Here is a 22,556-nt window from a genome sequence, read left to right as displayed (position 1 = left end):
GCGTGGGCGGGAAACGATGGTCCCATGGATGTCTTGCGGGCCTTGGCCATCTGTGGGGGCGCGGCCCGGCGGCCCGCGCTGGCCCGCTTGGGGATCGACGACGCCGCACTTCGGCGGGCGGTGAGGGCCGGCGTCCTACAGCCGCACCGTGGAATCTATGCCCTCCCGACGGCGGCCCCGGACCATGTGGCGCTGCTGCAGCACAGGCAGTTGCTCACGTGTAGCAGCGCGGCCCCCTTCTACGGTCTCTGGTCCCTGGAGCCGACCGGTCCCGTCCATGTTCAGCACCGGCGCGGGGAAGCCGTCGAGGGGCAGATCGGCCACTCCGGCCTGCTCCTGGAGCCGCATCCGCACCGGCCGGTTGCTGCCCTGGGCGACGTGCTCATCCACGCGCTGAGATGCCTGCCGTTCACTGAAGCCCTGGTTTTGGTGGACTGCGCCGTTGGCCGGGGCGATATGACGGTCGGGTTCCTGCGGGAGCGACTCCCCGGGAAGCGCAATGGCCGCGCCCGCCAGGTGCTGGACTGGGTGGACCGTGGTGCCGAATCCATGCTGGAGACCCTTGCGAGGACGTATTTCCGCCAGGCGGGCATCAGCGTGGAAACTCAAGTCCACATAGACGGCGTCGGATACGTGGATCTCCTGCTGGAGGGCCGGCTGATTGTGGAGCTGGACGGGCGCCATCACGGTGAGTGGACCCAGGTCAAGAAGGACCAGCGGCGCAACAACGCATCCGTAGTGCGGGGATACTCCGTGCTCCGGTACTACTACGACGACGTCGTGCACCACCCGGAGCGGATGCTGGCCGAGGTCCGGGCCGTCCTCGCCGGGGCTAATCTGGTCTAGGCGTCACGGCCGGCAGGTTCTTGGCCCCCGGGAGCTGCGATTTTCGCGGAGTGCCGGGTTGGAGTGCGGCAGGCGGGCCCAAAAGACTGCCCTGCGTGACAGCCGGCGTGCCGCTGCCGGGCCATTCCCGCCGGGGCCGGGGCCTAGTAGCTCAGGAGCGGGGTGACCTTGACGGTGTCCGCGTCGATGTCCAGGCGCGTGGTGAAGCTGAAATCGTGGACTGCGTTGAGTTCCGTCACGGCCCCGGTGAACAGGTCCACCTGCCGGGCCTTGATCTGCGCCTTGCCGTTCAGGGGCGCCACCACCCAGCGTCCGCCGAAGGGCTCGATGCTGACGGTCGGGTACTCGGTGATGCTCCAGTCGATGGTGCCGTCGACGACGCGGTTGTTGGTGGTGTGGTAGAACGGGCAGTCTGGCTGGAGCTTTTGCTGCTTGTCGGCGGTGTCGGCGCAGGTGTCAAGGAACTCCTTCACCTTGCTGCCCACCGCGTCCTTCAGTCCGTTTGTGGCTTCGGTCATCAGATTCAGCGGGGCCGCGGGGACATCCCGGCCGGACAGCGTGGCCTTGGTGGGCGGGGCGGAGAAGTACTCGCCGGCCAGTGAGGCCTCGTATTCGCCCGGGTAGAAGACGGCGAAGGAGTTGCGGCCGTTGGGCATGTTCACCGGAACCCCGTTGAGGGTGGCCTCATTGGAGTTGACCACAGTGACGTCCAGGACCGGCAGGGCGGCCGGAACCATGGCCCACCTGTGGAAGAACAGCCACTCCGTGCTGGACTTTTCCAGCAGAAACTCGGTCCGCAGTGCGCTGCCGTCGATCGTGTAGTCAACCGGGACCATGACCCGGTTGCCACCGCGGTCCTCCGCCTCGCCATACTTCACGCCGCTGATCCGCGCCGTGGCGGTCTGCAGCGCCGTCCCGTCCAGCATGGCCGCGTTGCTTTGGGGCACGGTGGCGTGCAACAGGCCGAGGGCTTTCTCGCCCTCGCCCTTCTGCAGGGCGTCGAGATATTCGCGGACAGGCTGCTGCGGGCTCGCAATGGAGTCGTTCACGATGTTGATCGCGACGACGCCGGCGGCCACGGCAAGCATCAGGCCCAGCAGCCACCCGGCTGCGGTCCTGACCAACGCCTGACTCATTTGCACTTACCTTACGTTACCTGCACCCCACAGGAATCCTCTTGTCACAAGGGCCTCATGTGACAAGATCCGCTCAGCGGCGGCGCTTGGGCGCAGTGCCGAAAACGCCGCGGAGCAGCTCGCGCCCGAGCTGGGTCCCCAGCGACCGGGCCATGCTTTTGAGCCCGCCGCCGAGGGCGCCGCCCAAGGCACCAGCGAGGTCCCCGGCCATGCCGCCGTCGTTCGCGGGCTGGCGCTGGGACTGGCGGGGTGCCTCGCGGGTTTCTTGAGATGAGGGGGCCGGTGCGGGCCGGCTGCTGGGACGGCCCAGTATGTCCTCCTCGATCCGCCGCGCCTCGGCATCGACGCTGGAAGTGCCGCCGTCGGACGCCCCGTCGCCGCGAGCCGCTGGCTCCGCGGCAGCGCCGCTGCCCTCCGACGCCTTGCCGGAGATCTTCTCGTAGGCGGAGACGTTGTCGACGGCGGTGCCGTACTTGGGCAGCAACGCGGAGCCGGCCACGGTGCTCGAGATCAGGGCGTCGGCGCTGGGACCCATCACGGATTCGGGCGCGCGCAGTCGGGTGAGCGCCACCGGCGTCGGGGCGCCCTTCTCGTTCATCACGGTGATGACCGCCTCGCCGATGCCGGCTGACGTAAGGGTTTCCTCAAGGTCGTAATCGCTCATCGGGAAGGTCGAGACAGTGGCTTTGAGTGCCTTGGCGTCCTCCGGCGTGTAGGCCCGGAGGGCGTGCTGCACCCGGTTGGCGAGCTGCCCCAGGACCTCCGCGGGGACATCCTTGGGGGTCTGGGTGACAAAGAAAATGCCAACGCCCTTGGACCGGATCAGGCGCACGGTGGTGGTGATGGCGTCCAGGAATGCCTTCGAGGCGCCGTTGAACAGCAGGTGTGCCTCGTCCAGGAAGAACACCAGCTTCGGCTTGTCCAGGTCGCCGGCCTCGGGCAGGTCCTCGAACAGGTCGGCCAGCAGCCACATCAGGAACGTGGAAAACAGCATCGGCTTGGTCTGCAGGGTGGGCAGCTCCAGGCAGGTGATGACACCGCGCCCGTCAGGGGCGGTGCGCATCAGTTCGGCGGTGTCGAACTCGGGCTCGCCGAAGAACTTCTCCATCCCCTGCGCCTCGAGCGTGATGAGTTCACGGAGGATCACACCGGCCGTCGCCTTCGACAGCCCGCCGAGTTGCTCGAGCTCGTCCTTGCCTTCGGCGGAGGTGAGGAACTGGATGACGGCGCGCAGGTCCTTCAGGTCGATCAGTTCGAGGTTGTTCTTGTCGGCGAAGTGGAAGACCAGCTGCAGGCTCGATTCCTGCGTGTCGTTGAGCTCCATGATGCGGGAGAGCAGGATGGGGCCGAAGGACGTGATCGTGGCGCGCACCGGGATGCCGTTGCCGTCGCCGCCCAGGGCAAGGAACTCCACCGGGAACGTCTTGCCGGACCAGGGCTGGCCGATCCCTGCCGTGCGTGCCATCAGTTTTTCGCTGCCCGTGGCGGCGGTGGCCAGCCCGGACAGGTCGCCCTTGATATCCGCCAGGAACACCGGGACGCCGGCGGCGGAGAGCTGCTCGGCCATCATGTGCAGCGTAACGGTCTTGCCCGTGCCGGTTGCCCCGGCCACCAGTCCGTGGCGGTTCATCATCGAGAGCGGCAGCCGGACGGGCGCATCCTTGTGGACTTCGCCGTCGATGATCGCGGCGCCGAGCTCAATCGTGGGGCCCTCGAGGGTGTACCCCTTCTGGATGGTGGCGACTTTATCTGCGGTGGATTTGATGGCCATGCGGACAGCTTAGCCGGGCCCGGCAACCCGGACCCGGCTTCGGCCGGTGTTCTTTCGGCGGTGTTACCCGGCGAGGGCCTTGAGGACTTCCTGTGCCACGGCCTCGCTGGATTGCGGGTTCTGGCCGCTGATCAGATTGCCGTCGCGCACCACATGGGAGCTCCAGGCGGCGGCGTTCTCGACGACGGCGCCCTTGTCCCGCAGCACGTCCTCCACGAACCACGGCGTGTTCGGCCCGGTGCCGCCGCCCAGTTCCTCCTCGTTGGTGAACACCGTGAGGCGGCGACCCGCGAAGGCGAACGCTCCGGCGTCGTCGGTGGCGCTCAGCAGGCCGGCCGGGCCGTGGCAGAACGGCGCGATGATCTTGCCGGCAGTGTTGGCCGCAACCAGGATTTTGCCGAGGTCCGCGTCCTGGTAAAGATCCGTCATGGGGCCGTGGCCGCCGGGCAGGACGATCGCGTCGTAGCCGGACGGGTCGACGTCGGCCAGCGCGAGCGGCGCGGACAGCTCGGCGTCGATCCCGGCGAGGTACGTGCGGAAGGCATCGGCGCGGTCCTGGCCGCCCGCGGACTCGGCTGCGAGGCTCACTTCGTCCACCGTCGGCTTCGCGCCTCCCGGCGTGGCGATGTGGACGCTGTGGCCGGCGTTGCTGAGGGCCTGGTGCGAAACCACGAGTTCCTCGGCCCAGTAGCCGGTGGGATGTTCGCTGCCGTCCCGCATCGTAAGGGAATCGGCGGCGGATACGACCATCAGAATGCTCGCCATGTGGGGCTCCTGTTCTGCCGGCCACGCGGCCGGCGGTGGAATGTAAAAGGACTTAGGGGCGGCAACTCCCTCAGTCCGCTGAGTATTCCAACCGCCAACGCGCACGGCGGATTTCCCCTGCCCGGACAGGGACCCGACGTAGACTGGGGCATGGCTACCCGGGTATTGACGAAGCTTGTTTCCGCCGCCATGGCTCTTGGCCTTGTCCTGTTGGGTGGTGGAACGGCCAGTGCGGCCCCGCCCCGAAATGCCGAGCCGGTGGGCATTGACGTTTCCTGGCCCCAGTGCGGCAAGACCCTCCCCAAACAGCCGGCGTTCGCCATCGTCGGGGTGAACAACGGCCTCGCCAACACCACTAACCCGTGCCTGGCAGCCCAACTCGCCTGGGCAAACACCGCCCCGTCCCCGGCACTCACCGCTCAGCCGAGGGTGGCGCTCTACGTCAATACGGCCAACCCGGGCCTGCAGGGTTCGTGGTGGCCCAGCTCCAACCGCTACGGCGGCGTGGACGTGGCCAACCCGTACGGTGTGTGCGGCAGCGGCGAGGGCGATTTCCGGGCCTGCTCCTACATGTACGGCTATGCGAAGGCCTACGACGACGCCACCATCCGCGGAGTCGACAACCCGGCGAAGTACGTGTGGTGGCTGGACGTCGAAACCGGGAACAGTTGGCAGACGGACAAGGTCGCCAATGTCGCGGACCTCGAAGGCATGACCGCCTACTTCACCAGCATCAACGCCAAGGTCGGCCTGTATTCCACCGGCTACCAGTGGAACCAGATCGCCGGGACGGTTCCGGCAAGCAGTCCGCTCGCCGGCCTGCCGAGCTGGCTCGCCGGGGCGCGGTCCCTCACCGGGGCCAAGTCCAACTGCTCATCGCCGGCGCTCACCCCCGGCAGCCGCGTCGCCCTGACGCAGTACATCTCCGCGGGGCTGGACTACAACTATTCGTGCCCCTGACCTCGGGGGGAACGGACGTTTTTCCCCTGATTTCGGGCAAAAAAGCCAGACCAAGTAGTCTCCGCCGGAAAAGCGAGTACACCCCCGCAAAAGACACGTAGAACCAGCGAAAACACGAGTGGCGACGGCCCTCCGCGCTGCGTATTTCCGCGCATAGCATCGGGACTACAAAAGGCGGCCACAGCGGGCCGCATTTTTCCGTGTCTCGCCTGGGGGTCTCAAATGCTCAATCTTTCGCACAACTCTGTCTTCACCCGGCGGCTCGCCGCCGCCGTCGTCGTCCCCGGCGTGCTGACCAGCATGCTGCTCTTTGCCCCGCAGGCGACCGCTGCCACCGGATCCGTCAACGGTGTCTGCAACGGGGTGGTCAACCAGCTGGCACACCGGGGCGCCGTCCAGGAGAACCTGCTCAAGGCCTCGGCGAAAAAGAACGCCGACATCATCGCGCGGCTTCAGTCCGAACGCTCTGTCCTGCAGGCCAGCGCTTCGGCCCTGACCGCGGAAATCGATGCGGTAACGGCATCCATCGCCGCCCTCGACGCGGCCCAGCTGGCCCTCGATGGTGAGATCGCTGCGGCGCAGGACGACCTCGCGTCTCTTGAGGCTGAACGGTCCAGCACCGAGGCGGCAATACTCGAATCGCGGCGGAACCTGGCGGGACTCGAGGCGGAGAAGGCAACGGCCCAGAACCAGCTTGCACCCCTGCAGGAGCAGGAAGCGCTGGCGGTGGCCGCCGCGGACGAGTTGAAAGGCCGCGCCGCCGACGTCGAGGCCGAGATCACGGCCACGAACACCCAGCTCAGTGCTGCCCGGGCCGAACAGGAGACGCTTGCGGCCGCGGCCGCCGCCGCCGAGGCAGCACTTGCCGGCAAGAACGCCGAGATTGCTGCTGCCGAGGACCAGCTCACAGCCCTCACAGCCGCGGCCGCCGCCGCCGCTGAGGCCGTGGCAACTGCCGGTAACGCCGTCACCGGGGCCGAGTCGGAGCTGCAGGGCCTTGAGGCTACGGGTACCGCCGCCCAGGCTGAGCTTGACGACCAGTTGGCCAAGATCGACGCCGCGAAGGCGACGCTGGCCGGCCTCCAGGGTGCCGCCACCGCAGCAGCGAACGCCGTCACGGCGCAGAACACCGCGATCGCAACAGCGCAGGGCGAACTCGCCTCGCGGCAGGCCGCTGCCCAGGCCGCGGCCGACGCTCTCACCGCGAAAAACGCCGCGATCACCACGGCCCAGGCAGAGCTCACCACTTTGCAGGCGACCGCCCGGAGCGCGGCCACAGCCCTCGCCGCCAACAGCAACAGGATCGCTGCGGTGGGGGCAGAGATCGCAACGCTGCAGCAGCAGATCACTGCGAAGAACGCGGAAATCACGGCCAAGCAGGCCCAGATCACCACCGCGCAGAACGAGCTCGCCCCGCTGCAGGCCTCCAAGGTGAACCTGGAAACGCAGATCGCGGCTCTCACTGTGCAGATTGATTCGATCAACGGCAATTCCAAAGCCAAGCGCGACCTCATCGCGTTGCGGGAGCTCAAGCAGGGCGAGCTCACCACTGTCACCGGCCAGATCAGCGCGAAGACCGCCACCATTGCCGGCTACCAGGGAGACCTGACCGCCCTCCAAACGGCAGTCACCGGCCTCAACGCACAGCTGACGGCCAAGCAGACGGAGAGCAGCACGCTGCAGCAGCAGGCCGCCCCGCTCCAGGCCTCACTGACCGCAGCCAACGACGCCGTCGCCCTCAAGGAAAGCGAGATCGCAGCGCTGAAGGCGCAGATCCCGGCGCTCCAGTCGGCTGTCACCGGCACCAACGGCGCGGTGGCCAGCAAGCAGGCAGAGCTCACGGCCCTGCAGGGCCAACTCCCCGCACTCCAGACCGCTGCCGCCACTGCAGCCAGCGCGGCCGCCGCGCAGGAGCAACTGGTGGCGGACCTGGAGGCAGCCGTGCCGGCGCTGACCGCCAACGTCACGCAGAGCCAGGACGCGATCGCCGCGCAGAAGCTCGTGCTGGAGCAGCTGAAGGGCGAACTGGCCGCCGCCAACTCCGCCCTCACGGCCGCCCAGGCGGCCGCGGCGGCCAAGGGTTCCGAGCTGGCCGGGCTGCAGTCCCAGCTGCCGGCCCTGACCAAGGCTCTGCAGGATGCCACCGCGGCGGTCAGCACGAAGCAGGCCGAGGTGGCAGCATTGAACACCCAGCTGGACACCCTCGTCGCCCAGGTCACCACGCTGAACGCCCAGATAGCCGCCAAGGAACGCGAGATCCTCAACCTCCAGGCCCAGGTTGCCCCTCTGATGGCGCAGCTTGACGGGCTGAACGGCGAGATCAGCGCCACCGAAACGAAGCTGAAGGAGCTCCAGGCACAGCTCACGGGACTCGACCAGAAGCTGACCGATGCCAACACCACGCTCGCCAACTTGCAGGCCAAGAAGGGCGCCAACAAGGATTCCGTCGCCGCGCAGAAGAAGACGGTGACGGGTCTCCAGGACCAGCTGGGCAGCATCCAGAACCAGATCCGGGCAATAGACGGACAGATTGCCCTGGGTGGTTGCGTCGCCTGACCCTAATAACCAGGCACTGAAAATCCGGAGCAACCGGCGAGCGGACGGGACCGGCCCCAGCGGCCGGTCCCGTCCAGCGTCCACTCCGGTGAAGCACACCGGTGAGGCCCGGCGGGTGCTGGCGACGGGAACCGCCCCACGGGGAGCGTCACAACTGAAGCAGAAATAAGCCGGGGCCCGGCGTCGTTGTCCACAGTGTGCGTGCCGGGATCCGGTGCGGCGCCTGAGACTTCCCGCTACGAAAGGCCGGCTTTTCCGTGACTGTTCCGCTTTCCATCCTTGACCTGGCAACCATCGGCAAGGGCCAGACGGCGGCAGAAAGCCTCGCGGGGAGCGTCGCCATGGCGCAGCTTGCCGAGAAGCTGGGGTACCGGCGGGTCTGGTACGCCGAGCACCACAACATGTCCGCCATCGCTTCGTCGGCCACCAGCGTCCTGATCGCCCATGTCGCCGCGCAGACGGAGAGCATCCGCCTCGGCGCCGGCGGCGTGATGCTGCCCAACCACTCGCCGCTGACCATCGCCGAGCAGTTCGGCACGCTTGAGACCCTGCACCCGGGGCGCATCGACCTGGGCCTGGGCCGCGCGCCCGGCAGCGACCAGAACACGCTGCGGGCCCTGCGCCGGGACCCGATGTCCTCGGACAGCTTCCCGCAGGACGTGCTCGAACTCCAGGGCTACCTCAGCGGCCCCACCCGCATTCCGGGCGTGGAGGCGACCCCGGGCAAGGGCACCGACGTGCCGCTGTACATCCTGGGATCCTCGCTGTTTGGCGCCAAGCTCGCCGCGCAGCTTGGCCTGCCGTATGCCTTCGCCTCGCACTTCGCGCCCAACGCTTTGCAGGACGCCGTCGCCATCTACCGCCGGGACTTCCGGCCCTCCGCGCAACTGGACGCCCCGCACGTGATCGCCGGCGTCAACGTGATCGCCGCGGATTCCGCGGCCGCGGCGCAGGAGATGTTCCAGGCCACCAAACGCGCCCGCGTCTCGCTGTTCTTCGGCAACGGCCGCGTTTTCAGCGACGACGAGGCGGACATGATCCTGGACTCCCCGCAGGGCCAGCACGTGGCCCAGATGATGAAGTACTCCGCCGTGGGGACCCCGGACGCGGTGCTCGAGTACCTCGACGAGTTCACGGCCCACGCCGACGCCGACGAGCTCATCGTCGCGCACCAGAGCACCGCCACGGAGGCCCGGCTGCGCTCGGTGCAACTCCTCGCCGACGTCGCCGGACTGGTCCGGGTCTAACCGCAGGGGCCGGGTTCCGGGCCGCCGTCGGGCCCGTCGTCGGGGTCCCCCGTCACGCACAGCAGGTTAGTGCAAGGTTCGACGCCGCCCAGCCGCGGATTGGCGCGGCGAGGCGGCTTCCCGGACGCCGGTAACCCACACTGCGTGACGCGCGCCGGCGGATGTTACACAGCCGCAACCGCCGGGACACCCGCGGGAAATCGAGCCGGGAGGATACTGGGAGTACGTCCTCAGGGGCGCTTCTCACGCAGGCATTGGGGACGACTCGAAGGACTCCGCGCATGCCCACTCCGCTCAACCAGTCCCTGGCCGAGTCTGCCCTCCTGACAAAGTCCCTGCCGCTGGGCCTGCTCCGCGCCTTTGTGCAGACCAACGCCGCCGACGACGGGCTGACGCCGCAGCTGCTGGCCGAACTCAAGATCCTGGCCCGGACACCGGGACTGCTCGTGGCCTGCAATTATGGCGGGACATTGTGCGAGGCGGAGGGCATCTCCACCGAGACCCTGCCGCTGGGCAGTGCGGCGATTGCCCTCCGGGCTCTGGCCGCCCTCCCGAACACCCACGCGGCCGTCATCTCGGGGCGTTCCCTGCGTGACCTGGCCGCCGTCTCGCGGCTCCCGGCGGAGGTGCACCTCGTCGGTTCGCACGGCGCCGAGTTCGACATGGGCTTCGCCCACGGGTTGTCCCTGGCCACCGAATCCGTGCTGCAGCAGGCAAGCCAGGCGCTCGCCGAAACCGTGGGCGCCTACCGAGGCATCACCATCGAGCGCAAGCCCGTCGCCGTGTCCGTGCACACCCGCCCGGCCTCCCCCGAGGTCGTCGCGCTGGCCACCCAGCAAGCGGAGGAGATCGCCCGCGTGCACGGGCTTTCCTTCATCGTCGACGGCTCCGTCCTGGACCTGTCCGTGGTGGAACCGTCCAAGGCCGCAGCCATGGAGCACCTGCGCTCCATGCTCGGGGTCAGCGCCGCCCTCTATGCCGGGGACGCCTCCAGCGACGAAGCCGCCATGGCCACCCTGCGCGGCCCGGACCTGGGCCTGCGCGTCGGCCCGGGACCAACGGCCGCGGGGCACCGGCTCCGGGACCCGGAGTCCTTCGCGCGGGTCCTGGGCATCCTCTTTGAACTCCGCCGGGCCTGGCTGTTCGGGGAGGACGCCGTCGGCCTGGAACGGCACTCGATGATCGGCAACGGCTCCTCCACCGCACTCATCACCCCGGACGCCAGAATCTGCTGGATGAGCCATCCCCTGCCGGACTCGGGATCCCTTTTTGCCCACCTTCTCGGCGGCGACGCCGCGGGCCACTTCTCCGTGGAACCGGTGAAGGCCTCCCAGGTCCTGGGCCAGCGCTATGTGGACAGCACCATGATCGTGGAAACCCGCTGGGCAGACGTCACCGTCACGGACTACCTGGAACCGGCGCCGGACGGCATCACCAGCCTGGTCCGCGTCCTCTCCGGCACGGGAACGGCGCGGATTGTCTTTGCGCCCCGCCCGGACTACGCCAACGCGCCCTTCAGCATGGAGGCCCGCGGCACGGAGCTGCACGTCGTGGGGACCGCGGACCCGATCATCCTGCTCGCCCCCGGCGTCGGCTTCACGATCACCTCGGACGGCCGCCATGCCACCGCCACGGCCGACGTCGAGCTGCGGCACGGCCCGGTGGTGCTGAACCTGCGCTGCGGCGACACGGAACCCCAAAGGGCGGAACCGCCGGAGGAGAACTCACGCCGCGCCGCCGTCGCGCATCATTCCCGGCGCTGGGTGCAGGCGCTGCAGCTGCCGGCCGTGAAACCCTCCCTGGTCCGCCGGTCAGCCCTGGTGCTCCGCGCCCTGGTCCATGAGCCCACCGGCGCCGTGCTTGCCGCGCCCACCACCTCGCTGCCGGAAGGGATCGGCGGCACGCGGAACTGGGACTACCGGTACTGCTGGCTGCGGGACGGCTCCATGACGGTCAACGCGCTGGTGGACCTCGGCTCCACCGCGGAGGCGGAGGGATTCCTGGCCTGGCTGGGCCGGATCCTGGCCCACGCCCCCGGCCCGGAGTGGCTGCACCCGCTGTATTCGGTCACTGGGGCGCCGCTGTCCACCGAAGCCATCATCGAAAGCCTCCCCGGCTATGCGGGCTCCCGGCCGGTGCGGATCGGCAACGCCGCGGACCACCAGGTGCAGCTGGATGTCTTCGGGCCGATCGCCGAACTGATCGACGCCCTCAGCGCGCGGCAGGGAACACTGGCCGACGCGCACTGGGAGCTGATGGTCCAGATGGCCTCGGCCGTGCTGGCCCGCTGGCACGAGGCCGACCACGGGATCTGGGAAGCCCGGCGGGCGCCCCGGCACCACATCTATACCAAGGTGATGTGCTGGGTGGCGCTGGACCGGGCCCTGCGCACCGCCGCACGGCACGGCCGCACGCCGCTGCCCGAGTGGGAGCCGACGGCCGCGACCATCCGGGAGGAAGTCCTGCGCGAGGGCTGGGACGAGAGCTCGGAGTCCTACACTGTGGCCTATGACAGCCCGGACCTGGACGCCGCGGTGCTGCACATCGGCCTCTCAGGGCTGTTGGACGTCGCGGACCAGCGCTTCCTGGACACCGTCACGGCGGTGGAACGGGAACTGCGGGTGGGGCCCACCGTGTTCCGGTACCGGTACGACGACGGGCTGCCGGGACTGGAGGGCGGCTTCCACATCTGCACGACGTGGCTGATCGAGGCCTACGTTGCGGTGGGCCGGATCGAGGAGGCCTGGGACCTGTTCGACCAGCTGGTCAACCTGTTCGGCCCCACCGGGCTGCTGCCGGAGGAGTACGACCCGGGCACGGAAACCCACCTGGGGAACCACCCGCAGGCGTACTCGCACCTTGGTTTCATCCGCTGCGCCCGGCTGCTGGACGCGCTGCCGAAGAATTAGCGGTTTACCGGGCCCGCATCTCGTTGATCCGGTGGCCCCGCTATTCGCAGGCGACGCCGTCGCGGTCGCCGTCCATCTTCTCGCGGTAGCCCGGCTGGCCGGCCCGCAGCGGAGCGGCGCCGGCGGCACGGGCGGCGGCGCAGTTCGCGTAATACACATCAGCGGGAGCCGGGGCCGCGGGGGCCGGCGCGGCTGCAGGCGCCGGCAGGGACTGCACAGGCTGGGGTTGCGCCGGGGGAGTCGCCGGGGCTGCCTGGTTGGTGGGGGCAGCCGTGTCCGGGCAGTCCCCGAGCACGCGCGCCATCGCATCGTGCTCGGCCCTGGTGACCCACAGCCCGTAGCTGGCCTTGACCGAGATCTGGCGGGCCACGTAGTCGCAGCGGTAGGACTTGTTCGGCGGCAGCCAGGTGGCGGCGTCGCCGTCACTCTTTTGCTGGTTGGCGGGGCCGTCCACCGCGAGCAGGTTCAGCGGATCGTTGGCGAACGCGAGCCGCTGGGCCTCGGTGAGTTGCTGGGCACCCTTCTGCCAGGCGTCGCTGAGGGCCACCACATGGTCAATCTGCACCGCAGAACTGGTGCTGCTGCCGCGAAGGAAATTGACCAGGGTTGCCGTGTACGGGTCGGCCAGGACGCCGGAGAGGACAACGCAGTCCCGCGTGCCGGGCTTGAGGGCGAGGCCGCTGAGGTCCCGGCGGAGCATGTCGTTGCGGGTGTCGCAGCCGTTGCGGTCAACGTCGGCCCAGGCCTGGCCGAACTGGTCGCGCGAGTAACCCGTCTTGGGCGCGCGGCCCTTGACCGGGATCGTGGCCAGCACTTCCAGGGCCTTGCTGGCGAAGGCCGGCTGCTGGTGCGGCGCACTTGAACCGTCGCCGGCGCCGGGAGGTTTCTCGGGGTCCAGCGGGGCGCCCTCGGCGGTGGGCGCCGGGCTTTTGACGGCCGGCGCGGAGCTTTCGATGGCGGGCGGGGCGGCAGCCGGAGCCGTCCCGGGGCTGGCGCAGGCCGTGGCGGAAACCAGCAGCAACCCTGCCAGCCCGGCCGCGATCCAGTCGACGGCGCCCGACCTTGCTTTAACGGATCCGGCGGTGACGGGTGCTTTGTCCCCGCGCTTGTCGTCCTCCCGCATATTGTCCCTGTGCAATTCTTCCCCAATTCGTGCTGTTGCCCCGGGTTTCCGAGGGGCGGCTTAAGACCGGACCCAGACTACCGGTGCCGGACGACAACGCGGGGTCACATCGCGCCCATGCCGGGGGCCGGGATGGGCGCGATCTGACCCCGCGTTGCTTCTATACCGGCCAGAGGGTCAGCGGGACGCCGAGAAGATGGCCGGCGCACTGCCTTCGCCGGTGGCGAGGTCGGCGAGGATCCGCCCGACGACGGGGGTGAATTTGAACCCGTGGCCGGAGAAGCCCGCGCCGATCACCAGCGGCCCGATACGGTCGAGGATGAAGTTCTCGTCCACGGTGGTGGTGTAGGTGCAGCTGATATCCGTGAGGGAGTCGGCATCCACTCCGGGGAGCCAGGTCCGGGCGTAGCGTTGCAGCGCGGCCATTTGGGCAGGCTCCGGCGTGAACGACCTCCGGTCCGGGTCCACGACCGGTCCCACCCCGTGCCACCCTGCCTTGATGCCTTCCCCGGGCGTCTGCATCCCGTAGACCGGCGAGTACCAGTCCGCGAACTCCGGGCCGTGGCCCGGGACGTGGTTGAACCCGGGCCAGACTGCGCCCTCGTCCGTGATGGCGAAGTGAGCAGGCTGTTCCTGCGTCACGGTGAGCCGGGGGATTGGCGCCAGCCCGCCGAGCAGCTTCGAGGTCCACGCGCCGGCGGTGACCACGGCCTGCCGGGCGGTCAGCACCTCGGTGCGGCCGCCGGCGTCGACCGTCAGCCTGACGCCGGAGTCCTTCACTGAGAGCTCCAGCACCTTGACCCGGTGCCGGATGTCGGCCCCGCGGCCGGCGGCGAGGCGCTGCAGCACCGGCAGCGCGGCGTCGGGATTCAGCTGCCCGCCGTCGGGCATGTGCAGCACCTCCTGGTCGAACCGGATGCCGCGCCAGCGTTCGGCCGCCTCCGCGGCAACCAGGAACTCGGCCCGAAGGCCGGCCCCGTGGAGGGCGTTCCGCACGTCGTTCAGCCGGGGATCGGTCCCGTGGTTCACGACGCCGGTGCGCGCCAGCAGGCGCTCGCCGCCGTCGGCCTCGAGCTCGGCCCACAAGCGGACCGCTTCGGCCAGCATCGCGACGTAGTCCGGATCGGCGTACCCGGGGTTGAAGTTCCGCGTGGCGCCGTGCGATGCGCCGTTGCGGTGCCCCGGGCCGAACTGCTCCAGCAGGGTGACATCCCGGCCGCGGCTGGCCAGGGCCCAGGCGGCCGCCGAGCCCATGGCGCCGCCCCCGATCACGACGGTGTCCAGATGGGTGGTGTTCAATGGGTCCTCCGGATGGTGTTGGTGCGGGAAAGCGGGCAGGGCAGGGCAGGCGTCAGGTGAGGAGCAGGGCCACGACGATCATGGCCGGCACGGCCACCACGGTTGTGATCAGCACGGTGTCCTTGGCCACGGCCAGGCCGGTCCGGTAGCGGCTCGCGATGACAAAGACGTTCTGCGCGGTGGGCAGGGCGGACGTGACCACCACGGCGAACAGTGCCTGGTCCTCCAGATGCAGGGCGAAGCGGGCGAAGAGGTAGGCCAGGAGCGGATGGACAACGAGCTTGAAGCCGCAGGCCAGCAGGGTGTCGGCCCGGCGCCCGGCCGCGGCCTGCACCGGACGGGAGCCGTTCAGGCTCATCCCGAAGGCGAGCAGCATGGCCGGAATGGCAGCCCCGCCGATCAGGTGGATCGGCTCGAGCAGCAGGGGAGGGACCTGCCATCCGGTCGCGGCCACCGTCAGGCCCAGCCCTGAGCCGACGATGATGGGATTCCGCAGGATCATCAGCACAAAGCTCAGCGGTGTGGTCCGGTGCGTGCTGGTGGTGGCGTCCAGGGCCATCAGGAACAGGGGAGTGAAGAACGCCAGCTGGAAGATCAGCAGCGGCGCCACGTAGCTGGCATCGCCCAGGACGTATACGGCGATGGGGATGCCGAGGTTGGCGGAATTGGCCAGTGAAGCGCTCATGGAGGACATCAGGGATTCCGCCAGGGAGCGTTTGAGCAGGAACCGGACGATGAGGAAGAAGAGCCCCGCCGTCGCGATGGCGCCGACCGCCGCCACCAGCAGCGGGGCCGCGAAGATGGCGTGGACATTGGCCTTGCTGAGGGTGTCGAACAGCAGGGCCGGGCTGGCGACGAAGAAGGTCAGCGAACTGAGCACGGAGCGGGCGTTCTCGCCCAGGATTCCGCGCCGGCCGACGAACATGCCCACCAGGATGATGCACCAGACCACGAAGAATCCGGCGAGTACGCCTAACACGCGGCGGTCCGCGGTGTGTTGGGCGGGGAAAGGGCGGCGGTCACCCTTCCAGAGTAATCAGCTTTATTAGTGCCGGGTGCCTGTTACGGCGCAAGGCGCCGGTGCCGTCAGTTCAGTCTGCCGTCAGTTCAGGGTGGCGTTGTTCAGCGCAAACGGCGGGCGCATGATCCCGGGCGTATGACCCTCCGCGGGATCGTTGCCGATCTGGACAATCTTGTTGTCCTTATCCACATGGACCACCTTGGGGCTGTAGGCCTTGGCCTCATCCGTGGTCATCTGGGCATAGGTGATCAGGATGATGATGTCGTTCTCGTGCATGAGGTGCGCGGCGGCACCGTTGATCCCGATCACCCCGGAACCGCGCTCACCGGCGATGGTGTACGTCTCCAGCCGGGCCCCGTTGGTGACGTCGACGATGGACACCAGCTCGCCGGGGAGGATGTCGGCCGCTTCCAGCAGATCCAGGTCCACGGTGACCGAACCGACATAGTGGAGGTCCGCGTGCGTGACCGTGGCGCGGTGGATCTTGGACTTGAATATTGTGCGATTCATAACGGGTCCAGTCTAGCGCCGGGCCGCCGGGAGCGCTGTGATCCAGCGAACACCCGACGGGTCAGGGGCCGGCGGGCGGGATGGAGGCGGCCGTCTCGGCCAGGATCTCCCTGGCGGCCAGGATCGCCGGGCGCGTGGCGCTGGAGCGCCGCACCGACGTGAAGATCGTCCGGTGCGGGTCGCCCGGAAGGGTGATCAGCTGCGACGTCGTGCCCCGCCCCGTCCAGACGAGGTCCGGCATGAGGGCCACGGCGTTCCCGGATTCGATCAGCCGGATCTGGGCCTGCAGGTCGGCCGTCTCGAAGCGGACGTCGGGCTCGAACCCTGCGCTGCGGCAGGCCTGCTCGGCCCAGTGCCTGGACGCTGCTCCGCGCGGCTCCATCACCCAGGCCAGCCCGGCGGTATCCGTGAGGGACGTGATGTCCGGCCGGCCGGGGCCGGGCGGAGGAACGGCTAGGCGGATCGCGTCACTTGTGAGGCGGAGGCGGTCGAGTTCGGCATACCGGGGTGCCGCGTGTCCGGGGTACTGCTCGGCAATCACCAGGTCGAAGTCCCGCGCCCAGGTCTCATGCAGGGCCGTCTCGGGTTCCCGCTGGGTCATTTCAATCCGCACCTCGGGATAGCTCGACGCCATCCGCGTAAGGGCGTCCGGCATCAGGGCCAGTGCCGCGGACTGGAAGACCGCGATGCGGACCGTGCCGGTAACGGTGGTCAAGGAGGCGGCCAGGTCCGCCTCGGCCTGCTCCAGCGTTTCCAGCAGTTGGGCTGTGTGGGCCACCAGGACTTCGGCCTGTGGGGTGAGTTGGACCCGGCGCCCGGTCTTGCGAAGAAGTTCGACGCCGGCCTCCTTTTCCAGGAGGGTCAGCTGCTGCGAGACCGAGGAGGGGCTGTACTGGAGCGCCTCGGCGACCTCCGCCAGGGTGCCCCGGATCTTCAGTTCGCGCAGCAGGCGCAACCGCCGGACATCCAGCATCGCTATTCCTTTGTGAATTCTAATGGTTATTGATTAGGAGAATTCACTTTATCTAATGCAATCCCGGTTGCATACTGTTGTCGTTATGTAACACCCATCACAGGGTGGATTGATGGGCGCCACACCTAAATGCGGGAGACCCTGATGGCTACAAAAGACATAGACAGGTCGATCATGCGGCGCAAGCCGATCGACGACATCGAGGAAGAAAACCTGCACAGCGGCCTGATGAAGAGCCTCGGGCTCTGGCAACTGACGGCCATCGGCGTCGGCGGCATCATCGGCGTCGGAATCTTCTCCCTGGCGGGGCTCGTCGCCCACGGCAGCGAGACCGAGCCCGGCGTCGGACCGGCGGTGCTGTTCTCGTTCCTGATCGCGGGCCTGGCCTCCGCGGCCGCAGCCCTGTCCTACGCGGAGTTCGCCGGCATGATCCCGCGCGCGGGTTCGGCCTACACCTATGGCTACGTCGCGCTCGGGGAAATCATCGGCTGGTTTATCGGCTGGGACCTGCTGCTGGAATACATCGCGATCGTGGCCGTCGTGGCCATCGGCATCTCCGGCTACTTCGACGCGTTCCTCTCCGGCATCGGCGTCCAGATGCCGGCCTGGATGACCTCGACGCCGGATGAAGGGCTGGGCGGCATCGTGAACATCCCGGCCATCGCGGTCTGCCTCCTGGTCACCTGGATCCTGTCCCGCGGCGCCAAGACCTTCGGACGTTTCGAGCTCATCGCGGTGGGCTTCAAGGTCGTCCTTATCCTTTTCATCATCGGCCTGGGCATCTTCTATATCGATACCGGAAACTACAACCCGTTTATGCCCAGCGGCTTCGGCCCGGTCGTTGCGGGTGCGGCCACGGTGTTCTTCGCCGTGTTCGGTTACGACGCGATGAGCACCGCGGCGGAAGAAGCCACGGACGGCAAGAAGCACATGCCCAAGGCGATCATCTACTCCCTCATCATCGCGATGCTCCTCTACGTGGCGGCGACCCTGGTCCTCACCGGCATGCAGAACTACCAGGACATCGACCCCAAGGCCGGGTTCGCTTCCGCGTTCAACGGCGTGGGCCTGCCGGTGGTCGCCACGATCATCTCCGTCTTTGCGGTGATGTCCATCCTGACCGTGATGCTCACCTTCCTGCTGGGCGTGACCCGGGTCTGGTTCTCGATGAGCCGGGACGGGCTGCTCCCCGGCTGGTTCGCCAAGACGGACCACCACGGCACCCCGCAGCGCGTCACCTGGATCGCCGGGATCGGCTCTGCCCTGCTGGCGGGCGTCTTCCCGATCAAGGCGGTCGCGGACCTCACCAACATCGGCATCCTGGCGGCGTTCGTCGTCGTCTGTTTGTCGGTCATCGTGTTCCGCTACACGAAACCAGACGCGCCGCGGACCTTCCGCCTGCCGTGGATGCCGGTGGTTCCAGCGTTCGGCGTGCTGGCATCGGCGTTCCTGATGCTTCAGCTGCACTGGGAGACCTGGGCCCGCTTCGGCATCTGGCTCGTCATCGGCCTGATCATCTACTTCGGCTACGGCCGCAAGCACTCTCTGATGAACCCGGACAGCCCGCGGCATGAGGAGCTCGTGGAGATGCACCGCCACATCGACTAGCCGCGCCCACCCGAGTTGCGCTGTCACCTTTGGCTCCCATCGACGCCCTTTGGGAGCCAGAGATGATAGCGCATTCGTGTGTCCGGGAGCGGTTCCGCCCGGCCCGCAACCCTTCGATTTTTCTAACCAGTATTGCTTAGAAAACATCGCTTTATCTTATGAAAATCGGGTCGCATACTAAATCAAGAAGGGTCCATATTTTGAGAAAGAACGAGTACCAGCCATGACCAACATTTCAACGGAGTCCGATGTGAACACAGGCAACGCCGCCGACCACGCACCCGTCTCGGAAGGCTCCCCGGTCCTTGAAGCCGCAGCCCTCGCCGAGGAGACCATCGGGCTGGTCCGGCACTGGCTCACCGAGGCGTCGAAGTTCCCCGTCGATGCCTCCGCCGAGCAGCTCGCCGGCGTCCTGAAGGACCCCAACGGCCTCGACTTCACCGTGGGATTCGTCGACGGCGTCGTCCGTCCCGAGGACCTTCAGGTCGCCGCCCGGAACCTCGCCGCGCTGGCGCCGAAGGTCCCCACCTTCCTGCCCTGGTACATGCGCAGCGCCGTCCGCCTTGGCGGCACCATGGCCCCGGCCCTGCCGCGGGTGGTCATCCCGGTCGCCCGCCGTGTGCTCCGCGAAATGGTCGGCCACCTGATCGTCGACGCCACCGAAGCCAAGCTCGGCCCCGCCATCGCCAAGATCCGCAAGGACGGCATCAAACTCAACGTCAATCTCCTCGGCGAGGCCGTGCTCGGCGAACATGAGGCGTCGCGCCGCCTGGAGGGAACCCACAAGCTCCTGTCCCGCCCCGACGTCGACTACGTCTCCATCAAGGTCTCCTCCACCGTGGCCCCGCACTCGGCCTGGGCCTTCGACGAGGCCGTGGAGCACGTCGTCGAGAAGCTCACCCCGCTCTTCACCCGCGCCGCGTCCTTCGCCGCCGGCGGACAGAAGGCCAAGTTCATCAACCTGGACATGGAGGAGTACAAGGACCTGGACATGACCATCGCGGTCTTCACCCGGATCCTGGACAAGCCGGAATTCAAGGACCTCGAGGCCGGCATCGTGCTGCAGGCCTACCTCCCGGATGCCCTCGCCGCCATGATCCGGCTGCAGGACTGGGCCGCCGCCCGCCGCGCCGACGGCGGCGCCGCGATCAAGGTCCGCGTCGTCAAGGGCGCCAACCTGCCGATGGAACAGGTCGAGGCGTCCCTGCACGACTGGCCGCTCGCCACCTGGAACACCAAGCAGGACTCGGACACCAACTACAAGCGCGTCATCAACTACTCGCTGCACCCGGACCGGATCCGCAACATCCGGATCGGCGTCGCCGGCCACAACCTCTTCGACATCGCCTTCGCCTGGCTCCTCGCCAAGCAGCGCGGAGTAGAGTCCGGCATCGAATTCGAGATGCTGCTCGGCATGGCCCAGGGCCAGGCCGAAGCCGTCAAGAAAGACGTCGGCTCGCTCCTGCTCTACACCCCGGTGGTCCACCCCGCCGAGTTCGACGTCGCGATCGCCTACCTGATCCGCCGGCTCGAAGAAGGCGCCAGCCAGGACAACTTCATGTCCGCGGTCTTCGAACTCAGTGAGAACGAATCCCTCTTCGAGCGCGAGAAGCAGCGCTTCCTCGCCTCCCTCGCCAAGCTCGACGACGAGGTCCCGCTGCCGAACCGGCGGCAGAACCGCAGCCTTCCGGCCGAGCCGATGCCGCACGACTCCTTCGAGAACACCGCCGACACCGACCCCTCGCTGCCGGCCAACCGCGACTGGGGCCGTGCCATCCTGGCCCGCGTCGCGACGTCGACCCTCGGCAACGCCGCCGTCGAGGCCGCCACGATCAACGATGCCGCGACGCTCAACACGGTGATCGACACCGCGGTGGAGAAGGGCAAGGCCTGGGGTGCCCTCTCCGGGGCCGAGCGCGCCGCGATCCTGCACCGCGCCGGCGACGTCCTGGAGGCCCGCCGCGCCGAACTGCTCGAGGTCATGGCCAGCGAGACCGGCAAGACGATTGACCAGGGTGATCCGGAAGTCAGCGAGGCCGTTGACTTCGCGCACTACTACGCCGAGTCCGCCCGCAAGCTCGACGACGTCGACGGCGCCACCTTCGTGCCCGCCAAGCTCACCGTGGTGACCCCGCCGTGGAACTTCCCAGTGGCCATCCCGGCCGGCTCCACCCTGGCCGCGCTCGCCGCCGGTTCCGCCGTCGTGATCAAGCCTGCCAAGCAGGCCCGCCGCAGCGGCGCCGTGATGATCGAGGCACTCTGGGAAGCCGGCGTTCCGCGGGAAGTGCTGACCATGGTCCAGCTGGGCGAGCGCGAGCTCGGCCGGCAGCTGATCTCCCACCCCGCCGTGGACCGCGTCATCCTCACCGGCGGCTACGAGACCGCAGAGCTGTTCCGGTCCTTCCGCCAGGACCTGCCGCTGCTGGCCGAGACCAGCGGCAAGAACGCCATCATCGTGACCCCGAGTGCCGACCTTGACCTCGCGGCCAAGGACGTTGCTTACTCCGCCTTCGGCCACGCCGGCCAGAAGTGCTCCGCGGCCTCACTGGTGATCCTGGTCGGATCGGTGGCCACGTCCAAGCGCTTCCACAACCAGCTGATCGACGCCGTCACCTCGCTGAAGGTCGGCTACCCGGAGGACCCCGCCAGCCAGATGGGCCCGATCATCGAACCCGCCAACGGCAAGCTCCTCAGCGCCCTGACTACCCTCGGCGAAGGTGAAAGCTGGGCTGTCGAGCCGAAGAAGCTGGACGGGACGGGCAAGCTCTGGAGCCCGGGCGTCCGCTACGGTGTGCGCCGCGGATCCTACTTCCACCTCACCGAGTTCTTCGGCCCAGTCCTGGGTGTGATGACCGCGGCGACCCTTGAGGACGCCATCGCCATCCAGAACCAGATCGAGTACGGACTCACCTCCGGTCTGCACTCGCTGAACCCGGCGGAAGTGGGTCTTTGGCTCGACACCGTCCAGGCCGGCAACCTCTACGTCAACCGCGGCATCACCGGCGCAATCGTGCAGCGCCAGCCGTTCGGCGGCTGGAAGAAATCCGCCGTCGGCGCCGGCACCAAGGCCGGCGGGCCCAACTACCTCGTCGGACTCGGCGAATGGGTAAGCAAGGCCAGCACCGCGGCCGGAGCCCCGGCCGCCGTGTCTCACGCGGGCGTCCGACGGATCGAACAGGCGGCCACGGACTTCCTGGACGCCGGCGAGCTGGGCGCGCTGCAGCGTGCCCTGGCCTCCGACGCCGTTGCGTGGGCCGAGGAGTTCGGCACGGCCAAGGACGTCTCCGGACTGAGCGCCGAGCGGAACATCTTCCGCTACCGCGCACTGCCGGTCACGGTGCGGCTCTCCGAGGGCGAGCCCCTTGCCCGACTGGTCCGGACAGTGGCGGCCGGCGTGCTGGCGGGCTCGGCACTGACGGTGTCCACCGCCGTCGAGCTCCCCGCCCAGCTGCGCACCGTGCTCTCCGGCCTGGGCATCGACGTCGCCGTTCAGAACGACGCCGACTGGCTGGCCTCCGCGGGCAAGCTGGCCGGAACGGCCAGGCTCGCCACCTCACGGATCCGGCTTATCGGCGGCGACGCCAAGGCCCTTGCCGAGGCGACCGGCGGACGCCCCGACCTGGCGCTCTACTTCCACCCGGTCACTGAGGCCGGACGCGTTGAGCTGCTGCCGTTCCTGCACGAGCAGGCCATCAGCATCACGGCGCACCGCTTTGGTACGCCCAACTTCATCTCGGACGGTCTGATCTAGGGCCGGCCACCCCGGCCCGCCTCCATAGGGCAGGCACAAACGAGCCGGGCAGCCACCCTCCAATGGTGGCTGCCCGGCTCG

Annotated in this window: 15 protein-coding genes; 7 read left to right on the top strand and 8 right to left on the bottom strand. The window is 68.3% G+C overall.

The genetic code is table 11. The features are described 5' to 3' along the window. Nucleotides 1-24 precede the first annotated feature (24 nt). Nucleotides 25-846 carry a DUF559 domain-containing protein gene (locus tag LDO13_RS17075; protein ID WP_224047864.1) on the top strand — a complete coding sequence of 274 codons (822 nt, stop codon included), beginning with the start codon at nucleotides 25-27 and terminating at the stop codon, nucleotides 844-846. 143 nt (nucleotides 847-989) lie between these two features. Here LDO13_RS17075 and LDO13_RS17070 read toward each other — a convergent pair whose 3' ends face one another. The 3 genes from LDO13_RS17070 to LDO13_RS17060 form a co-directional block, all read right to left on the bottom strand. Further along, nucleotides 990-1,982 carry a hypothetical protein gene (locus LDO13_RS17070; RefSeq protein WP_224047863.1) on the bottom strand — a complete coding sequence of 331 codons (993 nt, stop codon included), beginning with the start codon at nucleotides 1,980-1,982 and terminating at the stop codon, nucleotides 990-992. A gap of 73 nt (nucleotides 1,983-2,055) precedes the next feature. After that, nucleotides 2,056-3,753: a helicase HerA-like domain-containing protein gene (locus LDO13_RS17065; protein ID WP_224047862.1), complete on the bottom strand. Its 1,698-nt coding sequence runs from the start codon at nucleotides 3,751-3,753 to the stop codon at nucleotides 2,056-2,058. A gap of 63 nt (nucleotides 3,754-3,816) precedes the next feature. Then, the gene (locus LDO13_RS17060; RefSeq protein WP_224047861.1) at nucleotides 3,817-4,518 is read right to left on the bottom strand and encodes a type 1 glutamine amidotransferase domain-containing protein; all 702 of its coding nucleotides are present in this window, start codon (nucleotides 4,516-4,518) and stop codon (nucleotides 3,817-3,819) included. A 150-nt stretch (nucleotides 4,519-4,668) separates the two neighbouring features. Between LDO13_RS17060 and LDO13_RS17055 the strand changes: the two genes are divergently transcribed. The 4 genes from LDO13_RS17055 (at nucleotide 4,669) to LDO13_RS17040 (ending at nucleotide 12,190) form a co-directional block, all read left to right on the top strand. Beyond that, nucleotides 4,669-5,478 (top strand): hypothetical protein, encoded by an 810-nt coding sequence (locus LDO13_RS17055; protein ID WP_224047860.1) that lies wholly within the window; start codon nucleotides 4,669-4,671, stop codon nucleotides 5,476-5,478. Nucleotides 5,479-5,700: 222 nt separating this feature from the next. Further along, on the top strand, nucleotides 5,701-8,034 hold the full coding sequence (locus LDO13_RS17050; RefSeq protein WP_224047859.1) for a chromosome segregation ATPase: 2,334 nt from the start codon (nucleotides 5,701-5,703) through the stop codon (nucleotides 8,032-8,034). Between the two features lie 257 nt (nucleotides 8,035-8,291). Beyond that, nucleotides 8,292-9,281 carry an LLM class flavin-dependent oxidoreductase gene (locus LDO13_RS17045; protein WP_224047858.1) on the top strand — a complete coding sequence of 330 codons (990 nt, stop codon included), beginning with the start codon at nucleotides 8,292-8,294 and terminating at the stop codon, nucleotides 9,279-9,281. Nucleotides 9,282-9,562: 281 nt separating this feature from the next. Continuing rightward, complete coding sequence (locus LDO13_RS17040) at nucleotides 9,563-12,190, top strand: trehalase-like domain-containing protein (RefSeq protein ID WP_224047857.1); 2,628 nt, start codon at nucleotides 9,563-9,565, stop codon at nucleotides 12,188-12,190. A gap of 40 nt (nucleotides 12,191-12,230) precedes the next feature. Here the strand turns inward: LDO13_RS17040 and LDO13_RS17035 are convergent, their stop codons facing one another. From LDO13_RS17035 to LDO13_RS17015, 5 genes are all read right to left on the bottom strand, one after another. Continuing rightward, a complete protein-coding gene (locus LDO13_RS17035) occupies nucleotides 12,231-13,313 on the bottom strand; it encodes a DUF1524 domain-containing protein (RefSeq protein ID WP_224047856.1) in 1,083 nt (360 codons plus the stop codon). Between the two features lie 177 nt (nucleotides 13,314-13,490). Continuing rightward, nucleotides 13,491-14,612, bottom strand: a complete 1,122-nt coding sequence (locus LDO13_RS17030) for an FAD-dependent oxidoreductase (RefSeq protein WP_224047855.1) — start codon at nucleotides 14,610-14,612, stop codon at nucleotides 13,491-13,493. A 52-nt stretch (nucleotides 14,613-14,664) separates the two neighbouring features. Further along, entirely contained in the window at nucleotides 14,665-15,591 is a 927-nt protein-coding gene (locus LDO13_RS17025) for an AEC family transporter (RefSeq protein ID WP_224047854.1), read from the bottom strand. 123 nt (nucleotides 15,592-15,714) lie between these two features. After that, nucleotides 15,715-16,143: an aspartate 1-decarboxylase gene (gene panD / locus LDO13_RS17020; RefSeq protein ID WP_224047853.1), complete on the bottom strand. Its 429-nt coding sequence runs from the start codon at nucleotides 16,141-16,143 to the stop codon at nucleotides 15,715-15,717. A gap of 61 nt (nucleotides 16,144-16,204) precedes the next feature. Beyond that, a complete protein-coding gene (locus LDO13_RS17015) occupies nucleotides 16,205-17,116 on the bottom strand; it encodes a LysR substrate-binding domain-containing protein (protein WP_224047852.1) in 912 nt (303 codons plus the stop codon). A 144-nt stretch (nucleotides 17,117-17,260) separates the two neighbouring features. On the opposite strand from LDO13_RS17015, the gene LDO13_RS17010 reads away from it, so the two are divergent. Continuing rightward, complete coding sequence (locus LDO13_RS17010) at nucleotides 17,261-18,724, top strand: amino acid permease (protein ID WP_224047851.1); 1,464 nt, start codon at nucleotides 17,261-17,263, stop codon at nucleotides 18,722-18,724. 223 nt (nucleotides 18,725-18,947) lie between these two features. After that, nucleotides 18,948-22,475, top strand: coding sequence for a bifunctional proline dehydrogenase/L-glutamate gamma-semialdehyde dehydrogenase (locus LDO13_RS17005; RefSeq protein ID WP_224047850.1), 3,528 nt, complete (start codon nucleotides 18,948-18,950; stop codon nucleotides 22,473-22,475). The last annotated feature ends 81 nt before the right edge of the window (nucleotides 22,476-22,556 follow it).

The sequence above is a fragment of the Arthrobacter sp. NicSoilB4 genome, assembly GCF_019977335.1.
Lineage (GTDB): Bacteria > Actinomycetota > Actinomycetes > Actinomycetales > Micrococcaceae > Arthrobacter.
This window is presented reverse-complemented; position numbering and strand designations above follow the sequence as displayed.

What these genes read in the sequence shown, in the direction of transcription:
- LDO13_RS17055 (WP_224047860.1), top strand. Translation starts at nt 4,669, where the DNA reads ATGGCTACCCGGGTATTGACGAAGCTTGTTTCCGCCGCCATGGCTCTT.
- LDO13_RS17065 (WP_224047862.1), bottom strand. Translation starts at nt 3,753, where the DNA reads ATGGCCATCAAATCCACCGCAGATAAAGTCGCCACCATCCAGAAGGGG.
- LDO13_RS17035 (WP_224047856.1), bottom strand. Translation starts at nt 13,313, where the DNA reads ATGCGGGAGGACGACAAGCGCGGGGACAAAGCACCCGTCACCGCCGGA.
- LDO13_RS17070 (WP_224047863.1), bottom strand. Translation starts at nt 1,982, where the DNA reads ATGAGTCAGGCGTTGGTCAGGACCGCAGCCGGGTGGCTGCTGGGCCTG.
- LDO13_RS17040 (WP_224047857.1), top strand. Translation starts at nt 9,563, where the DNA reads ATGCCCACTCCGCTCAACCAGTCCCTGGCCGAGTCTGCCCTCCTGACA.
- LDO13_RS17050 (WP_224047859.1), top strand. Translation starts at nt 5,701, where the DNA reads ATGCTCAATCTTTCGCACAACTCTGTCTTCACCCGGCGGCTCGCCGCC.
- LDO13_RS17060 (WP_224047861.1), bottom strand. Translation starts at nt 4,518, where the DNA reads ATGGCGAGCATTCTGATGGTCGTATCCGCCGCCGATTCCCTTACGATG.
- LDO13_RS17075 (WP_224047864.1), top strand. Translation starts at nt 25, where the DNA reads ATGGATGTCTTGCGGGCCTTGGCCATCTGTGGGGGCGCGGCCCGGCGG.
- panD (WP_224047853.1), bottom strand. Translation starts at nt 16,143, where the DNA reads ATGAATCGCACAATATTCAAGTCCAAGATCCACCGCGCCACGGTCACG.
- LDO13_RS17010 (WP_224047851.1), top strand. Translation starts at nt 17,261, where the DNA reads ATGGCTACAAAAGACATAGACAGGTCGATCATGCGGCGCAAGCCGATC.
- LDO13_RS17005 (WP_224047850.1), top strand. Translation starts at nt 18,948, where the DNA reads ATGACCAACATTTCAACGGAGTCCGATGTGAACACAGGCAACGCCGCC.
- LDO13_RS17015 (WP_224047852.1), bottom strand. Translation starts at nt 17,116, where the DNA reads ATGCTGGATGTCCGGCGGTTGCGCCTGCTGCGCGAACTGAAGATCCGG.